Genomic DNA, 17,124 nt, shown 5'->3' with positions numbered 1-17,124 from the left:
TTAATTTATACCAAAATGATTTATTTCAAAAAATAAATGTTTTGGTATATTTAATTTAAATTTCTTTAATTCTTTTTTTGGTGCTACAATTAAAGCATATCCACCTTTATTATATCTATCCCACACACTAAAAACTGACTTTTAGAGCTTATATATTCTCCATAACTTGGATCAAATACTTGTAAATAACCCCCTTTATAATTAATAATTACTACAAAATGGGAAAGCGTGGATCATTTTCAATTTTTACGAATATTGATATATAATATATTGACAAAATCAAATATATTTTAAAGAAAAATATTTTAAACTTCAAAAAATACACTCTGTTGATTTTGGTAAAAATATCAAGGAATCTTAAAAATTTTCAAAAAGACAAAAAGTCTTTTAAACCTATACAAAGTAAAAATAGAAACAAAGAAACTATAAAAATAATAACGCAAAAAAACAAACTTATAAAAAAAGCTTTTAAAGAATAAATTTAACACAAGAGAAGAACTAGAAATTCTTTTTGGTATAAAATTAATGATGATAACATAGAAAGATTTAATAAAAACACTATACCAAAAATTATAGATATTAAAATTTAAATTAATTGTATGAAAGAAATGGAGCGGGAAACGAGATTCGAACTCGCGACCCCAACCTTGGCAAGGTTGTGCTCTACCCCTGAGCTATTCCCGCTTATTTTTAAAGTAGGGCGTGATTTTAACAAAAGTTTATATTAAAGTCAAGTATATAAAAATAAGGAATATTTTTTGCTTATAAATTTTAAATCAAAAAAAGGAGATTTCATGCTAGTAAATGATAAACAAAACACTTTGGCTTTAAACAATATGACGAAAATTAAAGAAAAAAATACCTCTTCAGATGAATTTCAAGCTACATTAAATGCTTTAAAAAACAAAGAAGAAGAAAAATACAAAAAAGAAAAAAATGAAAATTTCAACAATACTGATTTAAACATCAAAGATATTTCTAAAGATTTTAGCGTATATGCTTGGGAAAAATTCCGTCAAAGTAAATATGAAAAGAATCAAGAAAATGTTATAAATAATCTTTTTAAAACTTTGGATAATGCAAGATAATGTTTGAAGAATTATTTTCCAATAGCAACAAAGGACAAAATAAAAAATCTTCTTTGTATGATTTACCTTTTGATTATCTTTTAAAGCAAAATAAAACTTGCAGAAGATAAAATGAAAAATACAAAGAAGAATTAATCGCCAATTTGTAAAATTTCAATTTCTTGATCTTTTTTATATTCTAACACATCTTCTTTGCTTATAAATATATATGAATTTTCATATAATGGCTTTATCATACCTGAGCTAAATTTGACTTGATTTTGCATGAAAATTCCCTGTGATAATTTTCCAAATACAAAATCATTTCTTTTGCTTTTAAATTTCAGATCATTTGCTAGTTTTGCTTTTAAAAATGGTAATAAATTTAGTCCATAGAATAAATTTAAAATATTTCTAGCAAAAATATGCGTTGAGATTAAAGAAGCTAAAGGATTTCCTGGTAAAGCTAAAAAAAGTACGCCATTTTTATGAAAAAGTTTTACATGTTTGCAAAGTTTGGCATTAACTTTTTCAAAAATAGGCTCAAATCCACACTCAAGTAAAGCTTGTTTTATAAAATCAGCCTCACCCACACTAGCTCCACCACTACTAATAAGCATATCAAATTCTTTATTATCTAAAAGCTTTTTGTATGCACTTAAATCATCTTTTACAAGCCCTAAATACTCCACATCTGCATAATCTTGCAAAATAGCATAAATTCCAAAAGCATTAGCATTATATATGCTATTTTCATCTGCATTATCCCAAGGTTCTACTAGCTCATCTCCACCTGAAAAAATTCCAATACGAGCTTTTTTTACAACATTTATTTCATAAATTCCTTGTGCAGCAAACATAGCTATCATAGCTGAAGTGATTTTTTGCCCCTTTTTAAATAAAAGCTCACCGACTTTAGCTTCTTCTCCTTTTAAACGGATGGCATTGTTTTCTTTGACATTTATAGCATTTAATTTTTTATTTTCAAATAAAGCTTCCTCAAACATCAAAATAGTATTTGCATTTTGTGGGATCTTAGCTCCTGTCATAATTTTATAACATTCGTTTTTATTTAATACATAAGAATTTTTATCGCCTGCTAGGATGCTTCCTTTTATAGTAAGCAAAGATTTTTTATCAGCATAATTTAGTGCATAGCCGTCTAAAGCAGAATTATCAAAAGAAGGTAAATTTTTTAAAACAAAAATATCTTCATATAAAATTCTTCCTAAAGCCTTAGTTAAATTTACTTTTTCAAATTTAGCTTTTGGTTTGATGTATTCTTTTAAAAATTCTAAAGTAGCAAAAATATCTTTCATTCTTCAAGCCTTCTTATATTAGCTCCTAATTTTTTAAATTTTTCTTCTAAGTTTTCATAACCTCTATCAAGATGATAGATTCTATGAATTTTACTTGTGCCTTTAGCCGCTAAAGCTGCTAAAATTAAAGCTGAAGACGCACGCAAATCAGTAGCCATAACATCGGCTCCAAAAAGCTCTTTTGTGCCATTTATAGTAGCAATATGCCCATTTAATCTTATATCAGCACCCATTCTTAAAAGCTCACTTACATGCATAAAACGATTTTCAAACAATCTCTCATCTATAATGCTTGCACCATCTGCTTTAAGCGCTAGCGCCATAAATTGTGCTTGCATATCAGTTGGAAAACCTGGATACTCGCTAGTTAAAATTTCAACAGGCTTGATTTGCTTAGCTGGATTTATACTAATACTATCTTTAGTAATATCAAAGCTAAACCCCATTTGCTCTAATTTTGCTAAAACTGCACTAAGATGAGTAGCATCGACTTTTTTTAATGTAATCTTTGAATTTACAATAGCCCCTGCACACAAATAAGTCCCAGCTTCAATACGATCAGGGATAATCTCAAAAGGTTTAAATTCTAAAAGCTCTCCGCTAGTTCCATAAATTTCAAGCTCTGAATTCCCTATGCCTTGTATATCAAGTCCAGCCCTAGCTAAAACTTCACAAAGTTGAACTACCTCAGGCTCTTTTGCAACATTTAAAAGTCTTGTTTTGCCATGAGCTAAAGCCGCTGCCATAATGATATTTTCACTACCTGTAACAGTGATTTTATCAAAAACCACATCAGCACCTTTAAGCTTTCCATTGGCTACTACATAACCTTGTTTGATTTCTATATTAGCTCCCATTTTTTCTAAGGCTAAAAGGTGTAAATCAATAGGTCTTTGTCCTATAGCACAACCACCAGGCAAAGATACTTCACAATTTCCAAACCTAGCTAATAAAGGACCTAAAGTAAGTATAGAAGCGCGCATTTTTCTTACTATGTCATATTTTGCTATAGTTTTATTTAAATTTGTAGTATTGATTAATGCTTGATTATTATTAAAAGTATAATTTGCACCTAAATTTTCAAGTAAAGAAAGCAGGGTGCAAATATCTGCTACATTTGGTAAATTTGAAATTTGAACTTCATTTTTAGCTAAAATACTCGAAGCTATCAAAGGTAATGCAGCATTTTTTGCACCGCTTATAATGACTTCACCACTTAATTTTTCTACCCCATCAATCTCTAAATAAGTCATATTAAAATATCCTTAAATTTGCAAAATATATATTATAACTTTTTATAGTAAAAACTTATTTTATAAATCTTAATCACTTAAGTTTTATCGTGAAGTTTTTTAGCTACTTCTGCGGCTAATTTTAGTTTTTCATTATCAAAATGGGTATAAATTCTTGAAGTATTTAAGCTCGCATGCCCTAGTGCTTCTTGAACTAAAACCAAATCTTTTTGCTTTTTATAAAGCAGGGTAGCAAAAGTATGTCTTAACATATGAGCTCCATTTTTTTGCTTGCGAATTCCTGCTTTAAATAAAATTTGCTCTACTATGCGAGAAACATAAGCTTGAGTTAAAGCTTTGCCATTACGATTTACAAATAAAAGTCCATCTTGTGAAAGATAATTTACTTTTACATCTTTTAAAAGATGCTCTATAAGCTCTTTTTTTATCATTACAACGCGATATTTGTTTCCTTTGGCTCTAATGCGTATGATATAAAGATCATTTTCTTCATTGATATCTTTTAATTTTATATTGATAGCCTCGCTAACTCTAATTCCTGTAAAAATGATAATTTTTATAATCAAGCGATTACGAATGGTATTATTTTTAAAATCAATCTCATCAATAGCATCTAAAAATTTACCCACTTCTTCTTCGCTCATATACTCAGGCAATTTCACACCTTTAATACCGCTAATACCACCCCAATTTTTAAGATTTATATCAAAAATATGAGCTTTATTTTCTTCTTTGTTTTGTTTATCTAAAAATGCAAAAAAGTTAATTACCGCAATACGATAGTTTTTCTTACTAGCATCAGATAATGAAGCGCTAATACTTGCTAAAATTTCCACCAAAAGTTCTTCATCGATTTGTTTTAGTGAGTAAAGTTTATAAAACATCAAATATTCAAAAAGTTTTTTTAAAGGATTAAAATATGTATTTACACCACTAAGTCCTACATTTCTAGCTTTTTTTACATAAGCGTCAAGCTCTTGTATATTTTTAACACCTTTACTTAAAGCTAAATTTACCACAGCCAAAGCTTGGGGATCTTTTAATTCTTTATTAGATAAAGAGTTAAGTTTAAATTTAACATATCTACCAAGCCAAAATAAAAATGATTTTTCAAAACTTTCTTCACAATCGAGTGGATATTTCATTTTCAATCTCCAAAACTTTCAAAACAGCTTAAAAAATTATAAATAAATCTTACTTAAAATTATCTAGCTATAATGTTAAAAAACAAAATAGGGCATAATTATGTTTTTTAAGAAAAAAACTCCACAAACCAAGCAAAATAATACTTTAAAACAAAATAACATTACTAAAACTGATTTTGCACAAGAAAAAAGACTTTATGAATTTAAAAACAATATGAAAAAACTTTCTCAAGATGAAAATAGTGCTATGCTTTTAGCAAAACAACTTTCAAGATTAATCATAAAATCTAAATAAATCCAAAAAAACAATCAAATTAATATTTTATACCCAAATGTATAAAAACTTTAAATTTTAAGCAATTTATCTAATAAAAAATATTTTAAATAAAACTTAATATATACATAAAATTATATGATAAATAGTAAAATATTGAAATTTTATATATTTTGTATTGAAAACTATAATTTTCAAACTTTTATATTTTACTTTACTCTTATAAATATCATATATAATAAAAATACTAATATATAGATATCTAAAGCATTTTAACTTTTGTATTAAAATAACTTATCCATAAAAAAATAGTGATAATTTTTTGAAAAATAATTCTATGAGTTTTACAAATATTTATGTGAGTTTATAAATATATACAAGTTTAAGTAAATTTTTATTTTAAAAATTAATCATTTTTACTTTTTGGATAATCAAAAAAAATAAGCTCTCCACTTTGCTCTTTTATATCTTTAAAAGAAGAAACATTAAATTTCAAACACATAATCGATGAAGTTGGAAAATTATCTATATCAATCAAAGCAAGATACTCACATAACTCTATAAGCGTAGGATTGTGCATTATAAATACCACCCTACTCTTTTGTAGTGAGCTTATAAAATTTAAAATTTCAGTTATATTGTGTTGATAAAAGCTTTGTTCTATGAAAATATCTTTTTCTTTTATATCAAAAGTTTTACAAATTTTTTGCGCGGTTTTTATACACCTTTTAGCTGGAGATGAGAAAATGCATTCAGCTTGAAAATTCAATGTTTTAAGTCTAGAGCACATGGTTTTTAAATCTTCTTTACCACTAGAGCTTAAATCTCTTTGCAAATCTTCTATTTTGGGATCTTTTTGGGCTTTTGCGTGTCTTATAAGATAAATATATTTCATTTAATAATCTTAAATTTAGCAAATACATATCCGCATACAAAACCAAAAATATGTGAATACCAAGCTACATTAACACCCATAAAAATAGGCACAAAACTCATAAGCAATCCCGCTATGATCAGTCCTTTTGTAGCACTTTTATCTAAAAATGCATAAAAGCCCATTAAAACAAAGATCGCACCACTAGCTCCAACTAAATTTACCAAAGTCCCATTATAGGTTAAATATAAATAAAAAACACTCAATAAAGAGCAAAACACTCCACCCACTAAATATAAGAGTATAAATTTCAACCAACCTAAATAATTTTCCAATAAAAGTCCAAATTGATACAAAACTATCATATTTAATATCAAATGTGTCCAATTACCATGCATAAACATCGAGCTTAAAACTTGCCAATAAAAAGAATCAAAAAAGAATAAATTCAAACCTAAAAGAAGATCTATATTAAAAGAACTAAGATAATTTGCATATACAAATACCATAAAATTTAGCGCTATTAAAAAATAAACGACCATAACCAAAGCTACCTTTTATAAGCTTTTAAAACAATTTACACACAAAAATTTTACATTAATTAACATAATATCGGCAAAAACTAAAATAAGGTTATAAAATGAAAACTAGCTTTAATATTTATCTGTGCAAAAATACTATCAAAAACACTCATCTCAATGCTTCTGTGATTGAAGTTAAAAGAAAATTTTCTCATTATAAAAATAAAACTTAAAAATAAGATTGTATATTGATGATAATGGGATTATTTTTAAAACAAAAAATGATGATTGAGCTTGTTTTATAAGCTCAAATAGGCTAATTTAGAATTAGCTCTCCAAAAAGGTTTTAGTTCTTCATAGGAAATAAAAAGCTCTATAGTGCCACTAGAATAAGGTGCTATCTCATAAGGCTCCCAAACAAATATCAAACCATTTTGCCTAACTTCAAAAATCTCACTCATTTTGAATTCATCCATATTAAAAAACTCATTTTTGTCATGTTCATTTAAAAGTTTTGATTTGATTAGATTTATAAATTCATCATTTTCTATTTTTAATTCATTTTTTAATTGGATCAATTTCATACTATCAATATCGTAAGTTTTTCTTTGAATTGTGGTGATTCCATGGGCTCCACCTTTATATTCGTAAATATCTTTACCCAATGAAATAATTTTTCCATCATAGTAAAATATATAACTTTGATTTAAATTCTCATTAGAACTTATAGCTTCACTAATCCATTTTTCATTTGCTTGAGCAAGTTTTTCTTTAAGGGATTTTTTATCTAAATTTTCATTAAAATCATCTACAATTTTTTGTAATTTTTGATTTTTACTATCAATAAATATCAAAGAATCCACAAATTCAAAGTCTATATCTTTATTTTCTTTAGAAACTATTTTATCTTTTAAAGTAAGTTGATAAATTTTTGCTTTTATACCACCTTTTTTAAAAACAAAACTTTCATTTTTTTCATTTATTTTACACAAAGCTTGAAAATTTTCTTTTGAAGTGTTTTCAATCGTACAATTTCCAAAATCAGATGCTTCTATGAAATATTTTGCATTTTTTACACTACCCAAAAAACTATAACTACTATTTTTATCTTCAATAAAACCATAACTTGTATTGCTTTTTTGCGATTGGTATAAAGATATATATAATTGTTTTGATTGAAGCGTTTGCACATCAAATATATTCTCTTCGTATGCAAAAATACTACTAGCACATAAAATAAAACCTAATAATACTTTTTTCATTACCCTACTCTCCTTTTTGTGTCCTTATTATCAAACTTGGTGGAAGTTTGAAAAATCCAATCAGCTCTTTTTCCTTTTCTCTCATTTGACCTTGATCTACTTCATGATCATAACCTAATAAATGAAGCATAGCATGTATAAACAATAATGCAATTTCTTCATCTTGAGTATGATTAAATTCCAAAGCCTTAGTTTTAACTTCATCCAAATTAATCACAATAGAACCCAATAAATCATTAAAATTTGGCTCCAAAGGAAAAGAAAGCACATCTGTACTTTTATCAATACCTCTTTGTTCTAAATTAATTTTATGCATAGTTTTTTCATCAACAAATACAAGCTCTACATCAGCATTGCTCATCTTTGAAGCAATTTTTTCAAGAAAAGAAATATCAATTTCTTCTTCGCATAAAATCATTATTATCCTTTTATTTTTATAATTTCAAATTATATCAAATTTACTAAGGAAAGAAATGAAAAAAGCTTTATGTATAATAAGTGGCGGGATGGATAGTACTCTTTGTGCATATTTAGCCAAAAAAGAAAAATATGAAATCATTGCTTTGCATTTTGATTATAATCAACGAACTATGCATAAAGAAAGAGAGTGTTTTGAAAAAATTTGCAAAGAATTAGATGTTAAAAATAAATACATATTAGATGTTTCATTTATCGCAGATATTGGAAATAATTCTTTAACTGATTTTAACCTTGATATTCCTAAAAATGAGCTGTATAAAAATGAGCTTCCAAATACTTATGTGCCTTTTAGAAATGGTATATTTTTATCTATAGCTGGAGCAATTGCTGAAAAAGAAAATTGCGAGAGTATTTTTATAGGAGTTGTTCAAGAAGATAGCAGTGGCTATCCTGATTGTTCTCAAAATTTTATACAAGATGCAAATAAATTTATAAATAGCGGGACTAGTAAAAATTTTAAAACTCAAATCAAAACTCCATTGATTCACCTAAATAAAGCACAAATTGTAACATTAGCTATAAAAGAAAATGTTGCACTAAAATACACTTGGTCATGCTATGAAAAAGAAGACAAAGCTTGTGGAAAATGCGATAGCTGCTTATTAAGATTAAAAGGTTTTAATGAAATTGGCATTAAAGATACAATCGAATATGAATAAGAAATTAACCATTTACAATTTCATAATAAAATTTATTACTTAAAATTTTAAACTAAAGGAAAAATATGAAAAAAATATTATTAAGTTCGGTACTAGCTGTTTCCTTGCTAGGTATAAATGCAATAGCTAAAGATTTTAGCATAGATAAAGCTCATTCGAATGTTGGATTTAAAATCAAACACTTACAAATTAGTAATATCAGCGGAAGTTTTAAAGACTATGATGCAAATATAGATTTCAATAGCGATACTTTTGAATTTAACAAACTCCAAGCTAATGTAAAAATTGCTTCTATTAACACAGATAATCAAACTAGAGATACTCATTTGCAAAGTAATGATTTCTTCAAAACAAAAAAATATCCTGAAATGACTTTTACTATGAATAAATATGAAAAAATTTCTAATGAAAAAGGTAAAATGTATGGAACTTTAAACATAGCTGGGGTTTCAAAAGACATAATTTTAGATACAGAAATTGGCGGAGTTGTGAAAATGGATAATGGAAAGGAAAAAGTTGGTTTTTCGCTTAAGGGAGAAATCACAAGAAGTGATTTTAAATTTGCCCCTGAAACTTCTACTTTAAAAATCGGTGATATCGTTACTATAAATATTGACGCTCAAATGAGTGAAAAATAATCTTTACAAGCGTTTTTAAGCGCTTGTAAATAATTACTTAGCTATCCATCCTTCTTGTTTCCATATTTTTTGAGCTTCTTTGCTTTGTGTAAATTTAATAAATTCAGCAACTTTTTCATTTTTTAATCCTTTTGTGGTTGGAACTATCTCAGCTGCTCTATAAATAATAGCATTTTTATCTGCTTTGATAAATTTGTTTTCTTTTTCACCTACTGCCTTAATCCAATGAGTCCAAATAATTAAAGCATCTATATTTTTATTATTTTTCCACTCATCAACAGCTGTTTTTGAATTTTTAGCATATACTTTAATATTTTTTCTAAGTTTTTCTAAATTTTCTACCTTACCAGTTTTTAATGCCATATCTTCATAAAGACCAACTTGCCCTGCTCCATCAACGACCATAACATTAACACCATCTTTTAAGAGATCTTCAAATTTTTTGATGTTTTTAGGATTATCAGCTCTTACTATCATCCCTGAACCTCTAGCATTTAAAACTTGCACATCATCAATTTTAATTTGTTCTGGCATAGCTTTGATAAAACCATCCATCATTGAAGTATTACCTGAAAAAATAATATCAGCGTCTTTTTTAGCTTTTTTCATCCATTTAGATGTTGGACCAGCTGTGATTATAACTTTCTCTCCTGTTTTTTCTTCAAAATTTTTAGCTAATTCTTTTAAAACTGGAGCAGGACCACCTGGACCATAAACTAAAATTTCAGCATTTAAAGCCATAGCCGCAAAAAGACTTAATAATAACATTTTTTTCATATTTTTCCTTTATTTATTTTTAATAAAAAGCATTAATATATATTTTTAAAGTTAATAAAAGTTTTCATTAAATAATTTTAATCAAATAAAGAATAATCTTTATCTTTAGGTAAAAATACATTTAAAAATTCTTCTTTATTTTCATTGATAAAACAATATTTAAAATCCATATTTTTTTTCAAATCTTCTAAATTTACATATGAAATATCACAAAATAAAGAATTTTTTAAAGCTATTTTGTATTCTTTTAAATCTTGAATTTTATTAGCTATAAAAGAAAAATGCTTTTCATCTTCTACAAGCAAAATCACTCTAGAACTTACCCCAAAAGCACAAATTTGATTTTTATTGTCTAAAAAATACGCATCAAAAAGCTCTAATTTTTTATCATTAAAAGTAAAACAAAACCGATAATCTTCTATAAAACGAATATAACTAGCAAAAATATCTGCATAAAAAAAGGCAAATTTTAAATCTTTAAAATACAAATTTTTACAAAGCAAACTAGTGTAAAATAAAGATTTTTTGCCCAATACTTCATAAGGATTTTTTTGCAAAGAAAGATAATTAGGACTTAATTTTAAAATATAATTCTCATCATCTAAACAAAATAAAATATTTTCTTTGGAATTTTTTAAAGTATAAAAATCTAAAAAAATATCTCCTTGTAAAACCTTAAACCCAAAAGCTAGAGCAAATTTTAACTCTACACTAGAGCAAAATAAAAATTTACACGATTTTTCTTGGATTAAAAATCTAAAAAATCTAAAAATCGCTTCTTCTAAATCATCTACTTGAAGATAAAATACTTCTTTATCATTTATATTAGTATTTTCTTTACTTACTATAACATAAGCTCCAAGTTTTATAGCATAATCAATTTGTTCAATATTTCTTGCAAAAAAAACACTCGCAGGTTTAATATGATTTAAATCAATACTAAAATCATAAACACTTGAAGTTGCTCCATAATTTAAAATTTTAGCATTGATTAACTCGCAAAAATTTGAAATATTCATACTATCCTATTAAGGCACCATTTTCTATAAAAGACTCTGGGCTAATTAAAGTTAATTTTCCATTTTTTTCAGCACTTAAAATCATCCCTTGACTTTCGTGTCCAAAAATTTTAGCTTTTTTAAGATTAGTAATAACACAAACTTGCTTTCCTATAAGCTCATTTGCCTTATAAAATTTAGCTATACCCGAAAGGACTTGTCTTATTTCACCATTTTCAAGTTCGAGTTTGAATTTTAAAAGTTTTTCACTACCTTCTATATTTTCACATTCTTTTACCAAAGCAACTTTGATTTCAATTTTTTTAAAATCATCAATTTTAATTTGAGCTAAATTTGTTGTTTGTTGCTCTTGTTGTTTGGATTCTTGTTTATTTTCTTCTTTTGATTCGATTTTAGGAAATAAAACTTCACAAATTTGTGTTTTAAAATTTAACAATTTATTTTCTTCAATAATTTTTTTATAATTTAAAGTAGAAATTTCAAAGCTCAGAGCTTTTGCAATTTTTAAAGAAGTTTTTGGCATAGCAGCAAAAAGTAAAATACTTACTTTTGCCAAAATATTAGCACACAAAGCCACCAAGGCATTAGCTTTAGCATTTTCATTATTTTTAATTAAATTCCAAGGTTCATATTTACTAATACTTAAATTTGCTAAGGCAAGAGCTTTAAAAAGTTCTTCTAAATAACGATTTGGCTGGATATTTTCCAAAAAACTAATCGCATTTTGTAAATATGCTTGACATTCTTTTAACTCTTCATTAAAAAATTCTTGCACATTTTTTGACTCGATAATATTTTGAGAGTATTTTGCGCTCATACCTATAATTCTATTTAATAAATTTCCTAATTCATTGCTTAATTCTGCATTGATTCTTGTGATTAATGCTTTTTGAGAATAATCGCCATCATTACCAAAAGGAACTTCTCTTAATAAAAAATATCTAAAACTTTCCAAACCAAATATATCCACAACTTCTTTTGGAGAGATAACATTACCTTTTGATTTGCTCATTTTTTCACCATCTTTAGTCCACCAACCATGAGCAGCAATAAATTTTGGCAAAGGAAGTTCCAAACTCATTAAAAAAGCTGGCCAATACACAGCATGAAAACGCAAAATATCCTTTCCTACAAAATGAATATGAGCTGGCCAAAATTTCATATTTTGCCCATCATTGCCCCATCCTAAAGCACTAATATAATTCATCAAAGCATCAAGCCAAACATAAACCACATGCTTATCATCGTTTAATTCTTTTGGTAACTTTACCCCCCACTCAAAACTAGTTCTAGTAATAGAAAGATCTTTTAAACCTCCTTCAACAAAATTAATCAATTCACTAGCTTTATTTTTTGGGATGATAGGTTCTTGTTCTTTATACCATTTTAAAATTTTATCTTGATAGTTAGATAGTTTAAAAAAATAACTCTCTTCTTTTAAAAGCTCTGTTTTTTTACCACAATCTGGGCAATGACACCCATTAACAAGCTGAGTTTGTGTAAAATAGCTCTCACAAGAAACACAGTAAAAACCCTCATAAACTCCTTTGTAGATATCGCCTTTTTCAAACATTTTACTAAAAGCTTTTTGCACGCTTAATGTATGATTTTCATCTGTAGTTCTTATAAATTTATCATAAGAAATATCAAATTCATCCCAAAGTTTTTTAAATTCAGCACTAATCTCATCTGCATATTCTTTAGGAGTAAAATTTTTCAATTTTGCTGCTTGTTCTATTTTTTGACCATGTTCATCAGTACCCGTTAAAAAATAAGTCTCATGTCCTTTTAAACGATAAAATCTCGCAAAAGTATCAGCTATGATAGTTGTATAAGCATGGCCTATATGTGCAACATCATTCACATAATATATTGGAGTAGTAATATAACGCATTTTAATCCTTTAATTAAAAATCAAAACCACCTTCTTTACCCTTAGACATACTTTTATAAACTGCTTCTACATATTCTTTTCGTAAAGAACACTCAAAAACTAAAGAGCAAGAAAGGCAAGATTTTAAGTTTTTTTGATTTTGACAAGCGATTAATTCTTCTTTTTTTATTTCTAATGCTTGTTCGTATTTATCTTTTATTTCAGTCATTAAAGACCTTTATATACTTGCTTTAATTTTTCCATTTCATATTTTGAACCTAAAAAGCAAGGTGTACTAGAATGAATTTTTTCAAATTCTAATGTTAATAAAGAATCATTTTTTCCATCACTTGATAAACCTTTAGCTTTTTCAAATATAAAAGCAAAAGGGAAAACTTCAAAATATGCTCTTAATTTACCATTTGGAGCATCATTTGTCGCAGGATATGAAAACAATCCCCCGCCCTTTAATAAAATTTGATGTAAATCACTAACCATAGCTCCAGAATATCTTAAGCGGTATCCCTCATCAAATAATGATTTTATAAATTCTTTATGGACGCTTGACCAATTTTTTTGCGTTCCACCTGTTGCATTTAATTTTCCTTTTTCGCCAAGTATTAGATCTTTTACAAAAACAAATTCATTGTTTTTATTTAATCTATAAAGTTTAGGAGTGTCAATGCATATTACAAGTTCTAATCTCACACCATAAATAGCATAAATTGCTGTTTTTAAATTTTTTGCCTTTAAATCATTTTCATAAATAGCAAAAATAGAACCTATGGCAAAATTTACATCTACTAAAGATGAACCATCTAAAGGATCATAAGCTATGATGTATTTTTGATTTTCATCAACAATTAGTTGTTTATCTTTTTCTTCGCTGATTAAGCTTTTTACTTCTTTTGTATCTTTTAAAATTCTAGTGATAATCTCATCGCTTTTAACATCAAGTTTTAGCTGTGTATCACCTGTTGCATTTTGTGAAGAAGTATAGTCAAAATCTTCTAAATATCTTAATTCCTGTGCAATTTTAATTACTGCCTTTTGTATATTTTCGATGATATTTTGCATTCTTTTTCCTTAAACTTTTTTTGAATTTTTTAATATAAATTCGCAAATACTTTCTAAATCATTTAAATCAAGCCAAGTAAGTTTATCATGTGTGATTTTTTTATAACTTGCAATAGCATGAGAATACTCAAAATACTCTTCATCAATTTCTTTGCAAAAAACACTAATTCTAGGCATATCTAAGGTTTTTAATCCTTCAATAAATAAAAAATCAAATTCTCCAAGCTTAGCGATAGCTTCATCTAAATCACTAGATGAATGCGCAAATAAAGTAGTTCTTGTAGGGCTTAACACCATCACATCTGCACCACTTTGGAAAAATTTAAAGCTATCTTTTTTTGCTATATCAAAACAAGCTTTATCTGCTGGATCGTGTTTTATAATGCACACTTTAAAATTTTTATCCATAAAATAGTGCGCAATCTTTGTAATAAGCGTAGTTTTTCCCGAATTTGAAGGACCACTAAAAGCCATAGCTAATCTTTTCATTATCTACTCTACTTTATAAAGAAAATGAGCGTAATTATATCTTTTTAAAATTAAAAGCTTATAATTATGAAAAAATTTAGGGATAAAAATGAAAAAACTCTTTATGATGATATTTTTGTTATTGTTTTTCAGTGCTTGCTCAAATAAAACTCAAGAACAAAGCATTATCAATTTAAAAAGTCAAACATTAATGTATGCGCAAAAAATCAATTTTGATTATAAAAATTCAAGAGTTGTAGCTGTACTTAATTATTTAAATCCAATATTAGATGAAAAAAGTAATAAAGAAATTTTTATACTAAGCTTCATACCTGATACAAAAATAAATATTAATAAAATTTCAGTGCTTATTGATGGAGAACAAACAAAGATTACAAATTTAAATAAAAATGATGAATTATTTAAATATATCATCAAAAGTGATTATGCAACATACTACAAAATCACTCTTGATAAGTTAGTAGATAAAACTATTTTAGAACTAAATTCTTGTTTTGAAAATCAATGTTTTGAGTTAGATTTCCAAAAAATTTCGAAATCGGTGTATTATCGTTCAGAAGATGCAAATAAACCACATAATTAGCTAAAACTTTTTTAGCATAATTTCTACTTTCAGCATAAGGAACTAATTCCATAGATAAAAATGGTTCATATTTTCCTTGTTTAAATAAATCTTCTCTTTTTAGCATTCTTGTTGTAAATCCTATACCACCATTGTAAGCATAAGCAACAAAAATAGGAGAATCGAGCTTTGACTCAAGATAATCTAAATGATGGTTTGCAAAAGTATAGGCAATTTTTGGATCAAAAAGCATATCTTGATCAAAATTTGGAATTTGAAGCTCTTTTTTTCCTATATGGTTTGCTAAAAATGGTATAAATTGCATCATTCCCAAAGCATAAGAAGTCGAAATTGCTGTTGGGATAAAACGGCTTTCTTGTCTTGCTAGAGCTAAAATCATAGCCTTTCTTTGCGTGCTATAATCTTTTAAAAGATTAAAATATGGCATGATAAAATAATTTTTTTCAAACCCCTCTGCTCTTTCTTGGATATATGTATAAATAGCAATATTTTCTTTAGTATAAAAGTCTTTAGCTAATTTAACCAACTCTTTTTTAGGAGTTTTATTGATCTTTTGAGAAAGAGCTTGCCATGCGAAAGGATCTTTCATGTTAAAATCATTTTTTTCTTTTTGTGGATTTACAATTTCTATTTTATGGATAGGCTTTTGCTTTAATTCTCTTGCATAAAGACTATAAATATTTAAAGAATTACTTTGAGATAATTCTTCTAAATATTTATCATCTTTACTAATTTGATAAAGCCAAAAAGTAGCATTATCGACTAAAGCTTTGCTTTGAAATGTTTCTTTAGCAGCTTTAAAAAATTTAAATGCTTTTTCATCATTATCTTCTAAAATGGCATTAACTCCTAAATAAAAAGCACTATCTTGATGAGTTAAATTTACATCTACATTAACTAAAGATTTTCTCATCAAAGGATTTTTTTTCTTGATTACAAGCTCTCTTACAAAATTTGTAAATTCTTTTTCTTTGGCAAGTTCATTAACAAATTCAGTTTCTAAAAAGAAATCTTTTTTATTTTTATCAAAATCATAAATTTTATAAAAATTTGAGCTATCATGGTTTAATACTACATAATTTAAAGGATCTTTAGAATTAAAAGCATCTAAAAGCTTAATAAGTTTTGTGTTTTCCTTGGGTATGTTTTTCTTAATTTCATCGCGAGTGCTTAAATTTAGATCTTGTATGAAAGTTAAACTATTTAATCTTACCAATTGACATGATAAATTAGCATCTAAAATATTTTGAGTGTTAAATTTATAACAAAGCTCATATTCTTTATTATATCCTAAAGGTGGAATAATAGTCTCAATTGCTGCTTTTATTTTACCTGCATAACGATAAATGTGTTCTTTTAAATCTTCAGCATCTTTTTTTTCAATTTTATTAGTTTCTAACAAACGATATAGATAATAATCCTTAGCTAAAGAATTAGGTTTTTTCTCTAATTCTTCATAAGAATAAACAGCACAATTTGCATAAACAACACTTAAACATAAAATTACTAAACTTTTTTTTAACACCTATAAACTTCCTAGAATTAAATTTGTTAAAAATATTTGTATAAATTTAAGCGTTAAAACAATAATTAAAGGTGCTAAATCTATACTACCTATCATCGTAGGGATAAATCTTCTAACTAAGTTATAAGCTGGCTGGGTTAAACGATATAAAATTTGCACAATCGGATTATATGGATCAGGTCTTACCCATGAAATTAAAGCTGCTATGATTATAACCCAAACATAAATATCAATAATTAAAGAAAAAATTTGAACTATAGAAATTATCAAACTTGAACCAATATCCATT

20 protein-coding genes, 1 tRNA gene and 1 pseudogene are annotated in these 17,124 nt (G+C 26.6%); 5 read left to right on the top strand and 17 right to left on the bottom strand.

Annotated elements, in window-relative coordinates; translation table 11 throughout:
* Nucleotides 1-262, bottom strand: a pseudogene (locus FPD38_RS06880) (cysteine peptidase family C39 domain-containing protein); the annotation flags it as partial.
* Nucleotides 263-609: 347 nt separating this feature from the next.
* A tRNA-Gly gene (locus FPD38_RS06875) sits at nt 610-684 on the bottom strand.
* Nucleotides 685-794: 110 nt separating this feature from the next.
* On the opposite strand from FPD38_RS06875, the gene FPD38_RS06870 reads away from it, so the two are divergent.
* The gene (locus FPD38_RS06870) at nt 795-1,088 is read left to right on the top strand and encodes a hypothetical protein (RefSeq protein ID WP_147555984.1); all 294 of its coding nucleotides are present in this window, start codon (nt 795-797) and stop codon (nt 1,086-1,088) included.
* A 131-nt stretch (nt 1,089-1,219) separates the two neighbouring features.
* On the opposite strand, the gene FPD38_RS06865 is transcribed toward FPD38_RS06870, so the two are convergent.
* From FPD38_RS06865 to FPD38_RS06855, 3 genes are all read right to left on the bottom strand, one after another.
* The gene (locus FPD38_RS06865; protein ID WP_147555983.1) at nt 1,220-2,386 is read right to left on the bottom strand and encodes a molybdopterin molybdotransferase MoeA; all 1,167 of its coding nucleotides are present in this window, start codon (nt 2,384-2,386) and stop codon (nt 1,220-1,222) included.
* Nucleotides 2,383-3,639 (bottom strand): UDP-N-acetylglucosamine 1-carboxyvinyltransferase, encoded by a 1,257-nt coding sequence (gene murA, locus FPD38_RS06860; RefSeq protein WP_147555982.1) that lies wholly within the window; start codon nt 3,637-3,639, stop codon nt 2,383-2,385. Before murA ends, FPD38_RS06865 begins: the two co-directional genes overlap by 4 nt.
* A 77-nt stretch (nt 3,640-3,716) precedes the next feature.
* Nucleotides 3,717-4,784, bottom strand: coding sequence for a tyrosine-type recombinase/integrase (locus FPD38_RS06855; RefSeq protein WP_147555981.1), 1,068 nt, complete (start codon nt 4,782-4,784; stop codon nt 3,717-3,719).
* A gap of 100 nt (nt 4,785-4,884) precedes the next feature.
* Between FPD38_RS06855 and FPD38_RS06850 the strand changes: the two genes are divergently transcribed.
* Nucleotides 4,885-5,079: a molybdenum cofactor biosynthesis protein gene (locus FPD38_RS06850; protein WP_147555980.1), complete on the top strand. Its 195-nt coding sequence runs from the start codon at nt 4,885-4,887 to the stop codon at nt 5,077-5,079.
* Nucleotides 5,080-5,464: 385 nt separating this feature from the next.
* On the opposite strand, the gene FPD38_RS06845 is transcribed toward FPD38_RS06850, so the two are convergent.
* From FPD38_RS06845 to ybeY, 4 genes are all read right to left on the bottom strand, one after another.
* Nucleotides 5,465-5,953 (bottom strand): SixA phosphatase family protein, encoded by a 489-nt coding sequence (locus FPD38_RS06845; RefSeq protein ID WP_147555979.1) that lies wholly within the window; start codon nt 5,951-5,953, stop codon nt 5,465-5,467.
* Complete coding sequence (locus FPD38_RS06840; protein ID WP_147555978.1) at nt 5,950-6,474, bottom strand: rhomboid family intramembrane serine protease; 525 nt, start codon at nt 6,472-6,474, stop codon at nt 5,950-5,952. The genes FPD38_RS06845 and FPD38_RS06840 overlap by 4 nt, the downstream gene beginning before the upstream one ends.
* A gap of 278 nt (nt 6,475-6,752) precedes the next feature.
* Nucleotides 6,753-7,715, bottom strand: a complete 963-nt coding sequence (locus tag FPD38_RS06835) for a DUF3298 and DUF4163 domain-containing protein (RefSeq protein ID WP_147555977.1) — start codon at nt 7,713-7,715, stop codon at nt 6,753-6,755.
* A gap of 4 nt (nt 7,716-7,719) precedes the next feature.
* Nucleotides 7,720-8,133: an rRNA maturation RNase YbeY gene (ybeY, locus tag FPD38_RS06830; RefSeq protein WP_147555976.1), complete on the bottom strand. Its 414-nt coding sequence runs from the start codon at nt 8,131-8,133 to the stop codon at nt 7,720-7,722.
* A gap of 55 nt (nt 8,134-8,188) precedes the next feature.
* On the opposite strand from ybeY, the gene queC reads away from it, so the two are divergent.
* On the top strand, nt 8,189-8,854 hold the full coding sequence (gene queC / locus FPD38_RS06825) for a 7-cyano-7-deazaguanine synthase QueC (protein ID WP_147555975.1): 666 nt from the start codon (nt 8,189-8,191) through the stop codon (nt 8,852-8,854).
* 65 nt (nt 8,855-8,919) lie between these two features.
* Nucleotides 8,920-9,492, top strand: coding sequence for a YceI family protein (locus FPD38_RS06820; protein ID WP_147555974.1), 573 nt, complete (start codon nt 8,920-8,922; stop codon nt 9,490-9,492).
* Between the two features lie 33 nt (nt 9,493-9,525).
* Here FPD38_RS06820 and FPD38_RS06815 read toward each other — a convergent pair whose 3' ends face one another.
* From FPD38_RS06815 to mobB, 6 genes are all read right to left on the bottom strand, one after another.
* Complete coding sequence (locus tag FPD38_RS06815) at nt 9,526-10,269, bottom strand: substrate-binding domain-containing protein (RefSeq protein ID WP_147555973.1); 744 nt, start codon at nt 10,267-10,269, stop codon at nt 9,526-9,528.
* Nucleotides 10,270-10,346: 77 nt separating this feature from the next.
* Complete coding sequence (locus tag FPD38_RS06810; protein ID WP_147555972.1) at nt 10,347-11,288, bottom strand: hypothetical protein; 942 nt, start codon at nt 11,286-11,288, stop codon at nt 10,347-10,349.
* A gap of 1 nt (nt 11,289) precedes the next feature.
* Entirely contained in the window at nt 11,290-13,182 is a 1,893-nt protein-coding gene (gene metG, locus FPD38_RS06805; RefSeq protein WP_147555971.1) for a methionine--tRNA ligase, read from the bottom strand.
* Between the two features lie 13 nt (nt 13,183-13,195).
* Nucleotides 13,196-13,390 carry a hypothetical protein gene (locus tag FPD38_RS06800; protein WP_147555970.1) on the bottom strand — a complete coding sequence of 65 codons (195 nt, stop codon included), beginning with the start codon at nt 13,388-13,390 and terminating at the stop codon, nt 13,196-13,198.
* A complete protein-coding gene (locus FPD38_RS06795; protein WP_147555969.1) occupies nt 13,390-14,238 on the bottom strand; it encodes a class 1 fructose-bisphosphatase in 849 nt (282 codons plus the stop codon). The genes FPD38_RS06800 and FPD38_RS06795 overlap by 1 nt, the downstream gene beginning before the upstream one ends.
* Before the next feature lie 9 nt (nt 14,239-14,247).
* Entirely contained in the window at nt 14,248-14,727 is a 480-nt protein-coding gene (gene mobB / locus FPD38_RS06790) for a molybdopterin-guanine dinucleotide biosynthesis protein B (RefSeq protein WP_147555968.1), read from the bottom strand.
* Between the two features lie 88 nt (nt 14,728-14,815).
* Between mobB and FPD38_RS06785 the strand changes: the two genes are divergently transcribed.
* A complete protein-coding gene (locus tag FPD38_RS06785; RefSeq protein WP_147555967.1) occupies nt 14,816-15,310 on the top strand; it encodes a hypothetical protein in 495 nt (164 codons plus the stop codon).
* Here FPD38_RS06785 and FPD38_RS06780 read toward each other — a convergent pair.
* On the bottom strand, nt 15,198-16,835 hold the full coding sequence (locus FPD38_RS06780; protein WP_147555966.1) for a lytic transglycosylase domain-containing protein: 1,638 nt from the start codon (nt 16,833-16,835) through the stop codon (nt 15,198-15,200). The genes FPD38_RS06785 and FPD38_RS06780 overlap by 113 nt on opposite strands.
* Complete coding sequence (locus tag FPD38_RS06775) at nt 16,836-17,123, bottom strand: YggT family protein (RefSeq protein WP_147555965.1); 288 nt, start codon at nt 17,121-17,123, stop codon at nt 16,836-16,838. It abuts the gene before it with no gap.
* Nucleotide 17,124: the final 1 nt, after the last annotated feature.

Source organism: Campylobacter volucris (genome assembly GCF_008011665.1).
GTDB classification, from domain to species: domain Bacteria; phylum Campylobacterota; class Campylobacteria; order Campylobacterales; family Campylobacteraceae; genus Campylobacter_D; species Campylobacter_D volucris_A.
This window is presented reverse-complemented; position numbering and strand designations above follow the sequence as displayed.

Coding starts and splice junctions, on each gene's coding strand:
- FPD38_RS06870 (WP_147555984.1), top strand. CDS start 795: ATGCTAGTAAATGATAAACAAAACACTTTGGCTTTAAACAATATGACG.
- FPD38_RS06865 (WP_147555983.1), bottom strand. CDS start 2,386: ATGAAAGATATTTTTGCTACTTTAGAATTTTTAAAAGAATACATCAAA.
- murA (WP_147555982.1), bottom strand. CDS start 3,639: ATGACTTATTTAGAGATTGATGGGGTAGAAAAATTAAGTGGTGAAGTC.
- FPD38_RS06855 (WP_147555981.1), bottom strand. CDS start 4,784: ATGAAATATCCACTCGATTGTGAAGAAAGTTTTGAAAAATCATTTTTA.
- FPD38_RS06850 (WP_147555980.1), top strand. CDS start 4,885: ATGTTTTTTAAGAAAAAAACTCCACAAACCAAGCAAAATAATACTTTA.
- FPD38_RS06845 (WP_147555979.1), bottom strand. CDS start 5,953: ATGAAATATATTTATCTTATAAGACACGCAAAAGCCCAAAAAGATCCC.
- FPD38_RS06840 (WP_147555978.1), bottom strand. CDS start 6,474: ATGGTCGTTTATTTTTTAATAGCGCTAAATTTTATGGTATTTGTATAT.
- FPD38_RS06835 (WP_147555977.1), bottom strand. CDS start 7,715: ATGAAAAAAGTATTATTAGGTTTTATTTTATGTGCTAGTAGTATTTTT.
- ybeY (WP_147555976.1), bottom strand. CDS start 8,133: ATGATTTTATGCGAAGAAGAAATTGATATTTCTTTTCTTGAAAAAATT.
- queC (WP_147555975.1), top strand. CDS start 8,189: ATGAAAAAAGCTTTATGTATAATAAGTGGCGGGATGGATAGTACTCTT.
- FPD38_RS06820 (WP_147555974.1), top strand. CDS start 8,920: ATGAAAAAAATATTATTAAGTTCGGTACTAGCTGTTTCCTTGCTAGGT.
- FPD38_RS06815 (WP_147555973.1), bottom strand. CDS start 10,269: ATGAAAAAAATGTTATTATTAAGTCTTTTTGCGGCTATGGCTTTAAAT.
- FPD38_RS06810 (WP_147555972.1), bottom strand. CDS start 11,288: ATGAATATTTCAAATTTTTGCGAGTTAATCAATGCTAAAATTTTAAAT.
- metG (WP_147555971.1), bottom strand. CDS start 13,182: ATGCGTTATATTACTACTCCAATATATTATGTGAATGATGTTGCACAT.
- FPD38_RS06800 (WP_147555970.1), bottom strand. CDS start 13,390: ATGACTGAAATAAAAGATAAATACGAACAAGCATTAGAAATAAAAAAA.
- FPD38_RS06795 (WP_147555969.1), bottom strand. CDS start 14,238: ATGCAAAATATCATCGAAAATATACAAAAGGCAGTAATTAAAATTGCA.
- mobB (WP_147555968.1), bottom strand. CDS start 14,727: ATGAAAAGATTAGCTATGGCTTTTAGTGGTCCTTCAAATTCGGGAAAA.
- FPD38_RS06785 (WP_147555967.1), top strand. CDS start 14,816: ATGAAAAAACTCTTTATGATGATATTTTTGTTATTGTTTTTCAGTGCT.
- FPD38_RS06775 (WP_147555965.1), bottom strand. CDS start 17,123: ATGGATATTGGTTCAAGTTTGATAATTTCTATAGTTCAAATTTTTTCT.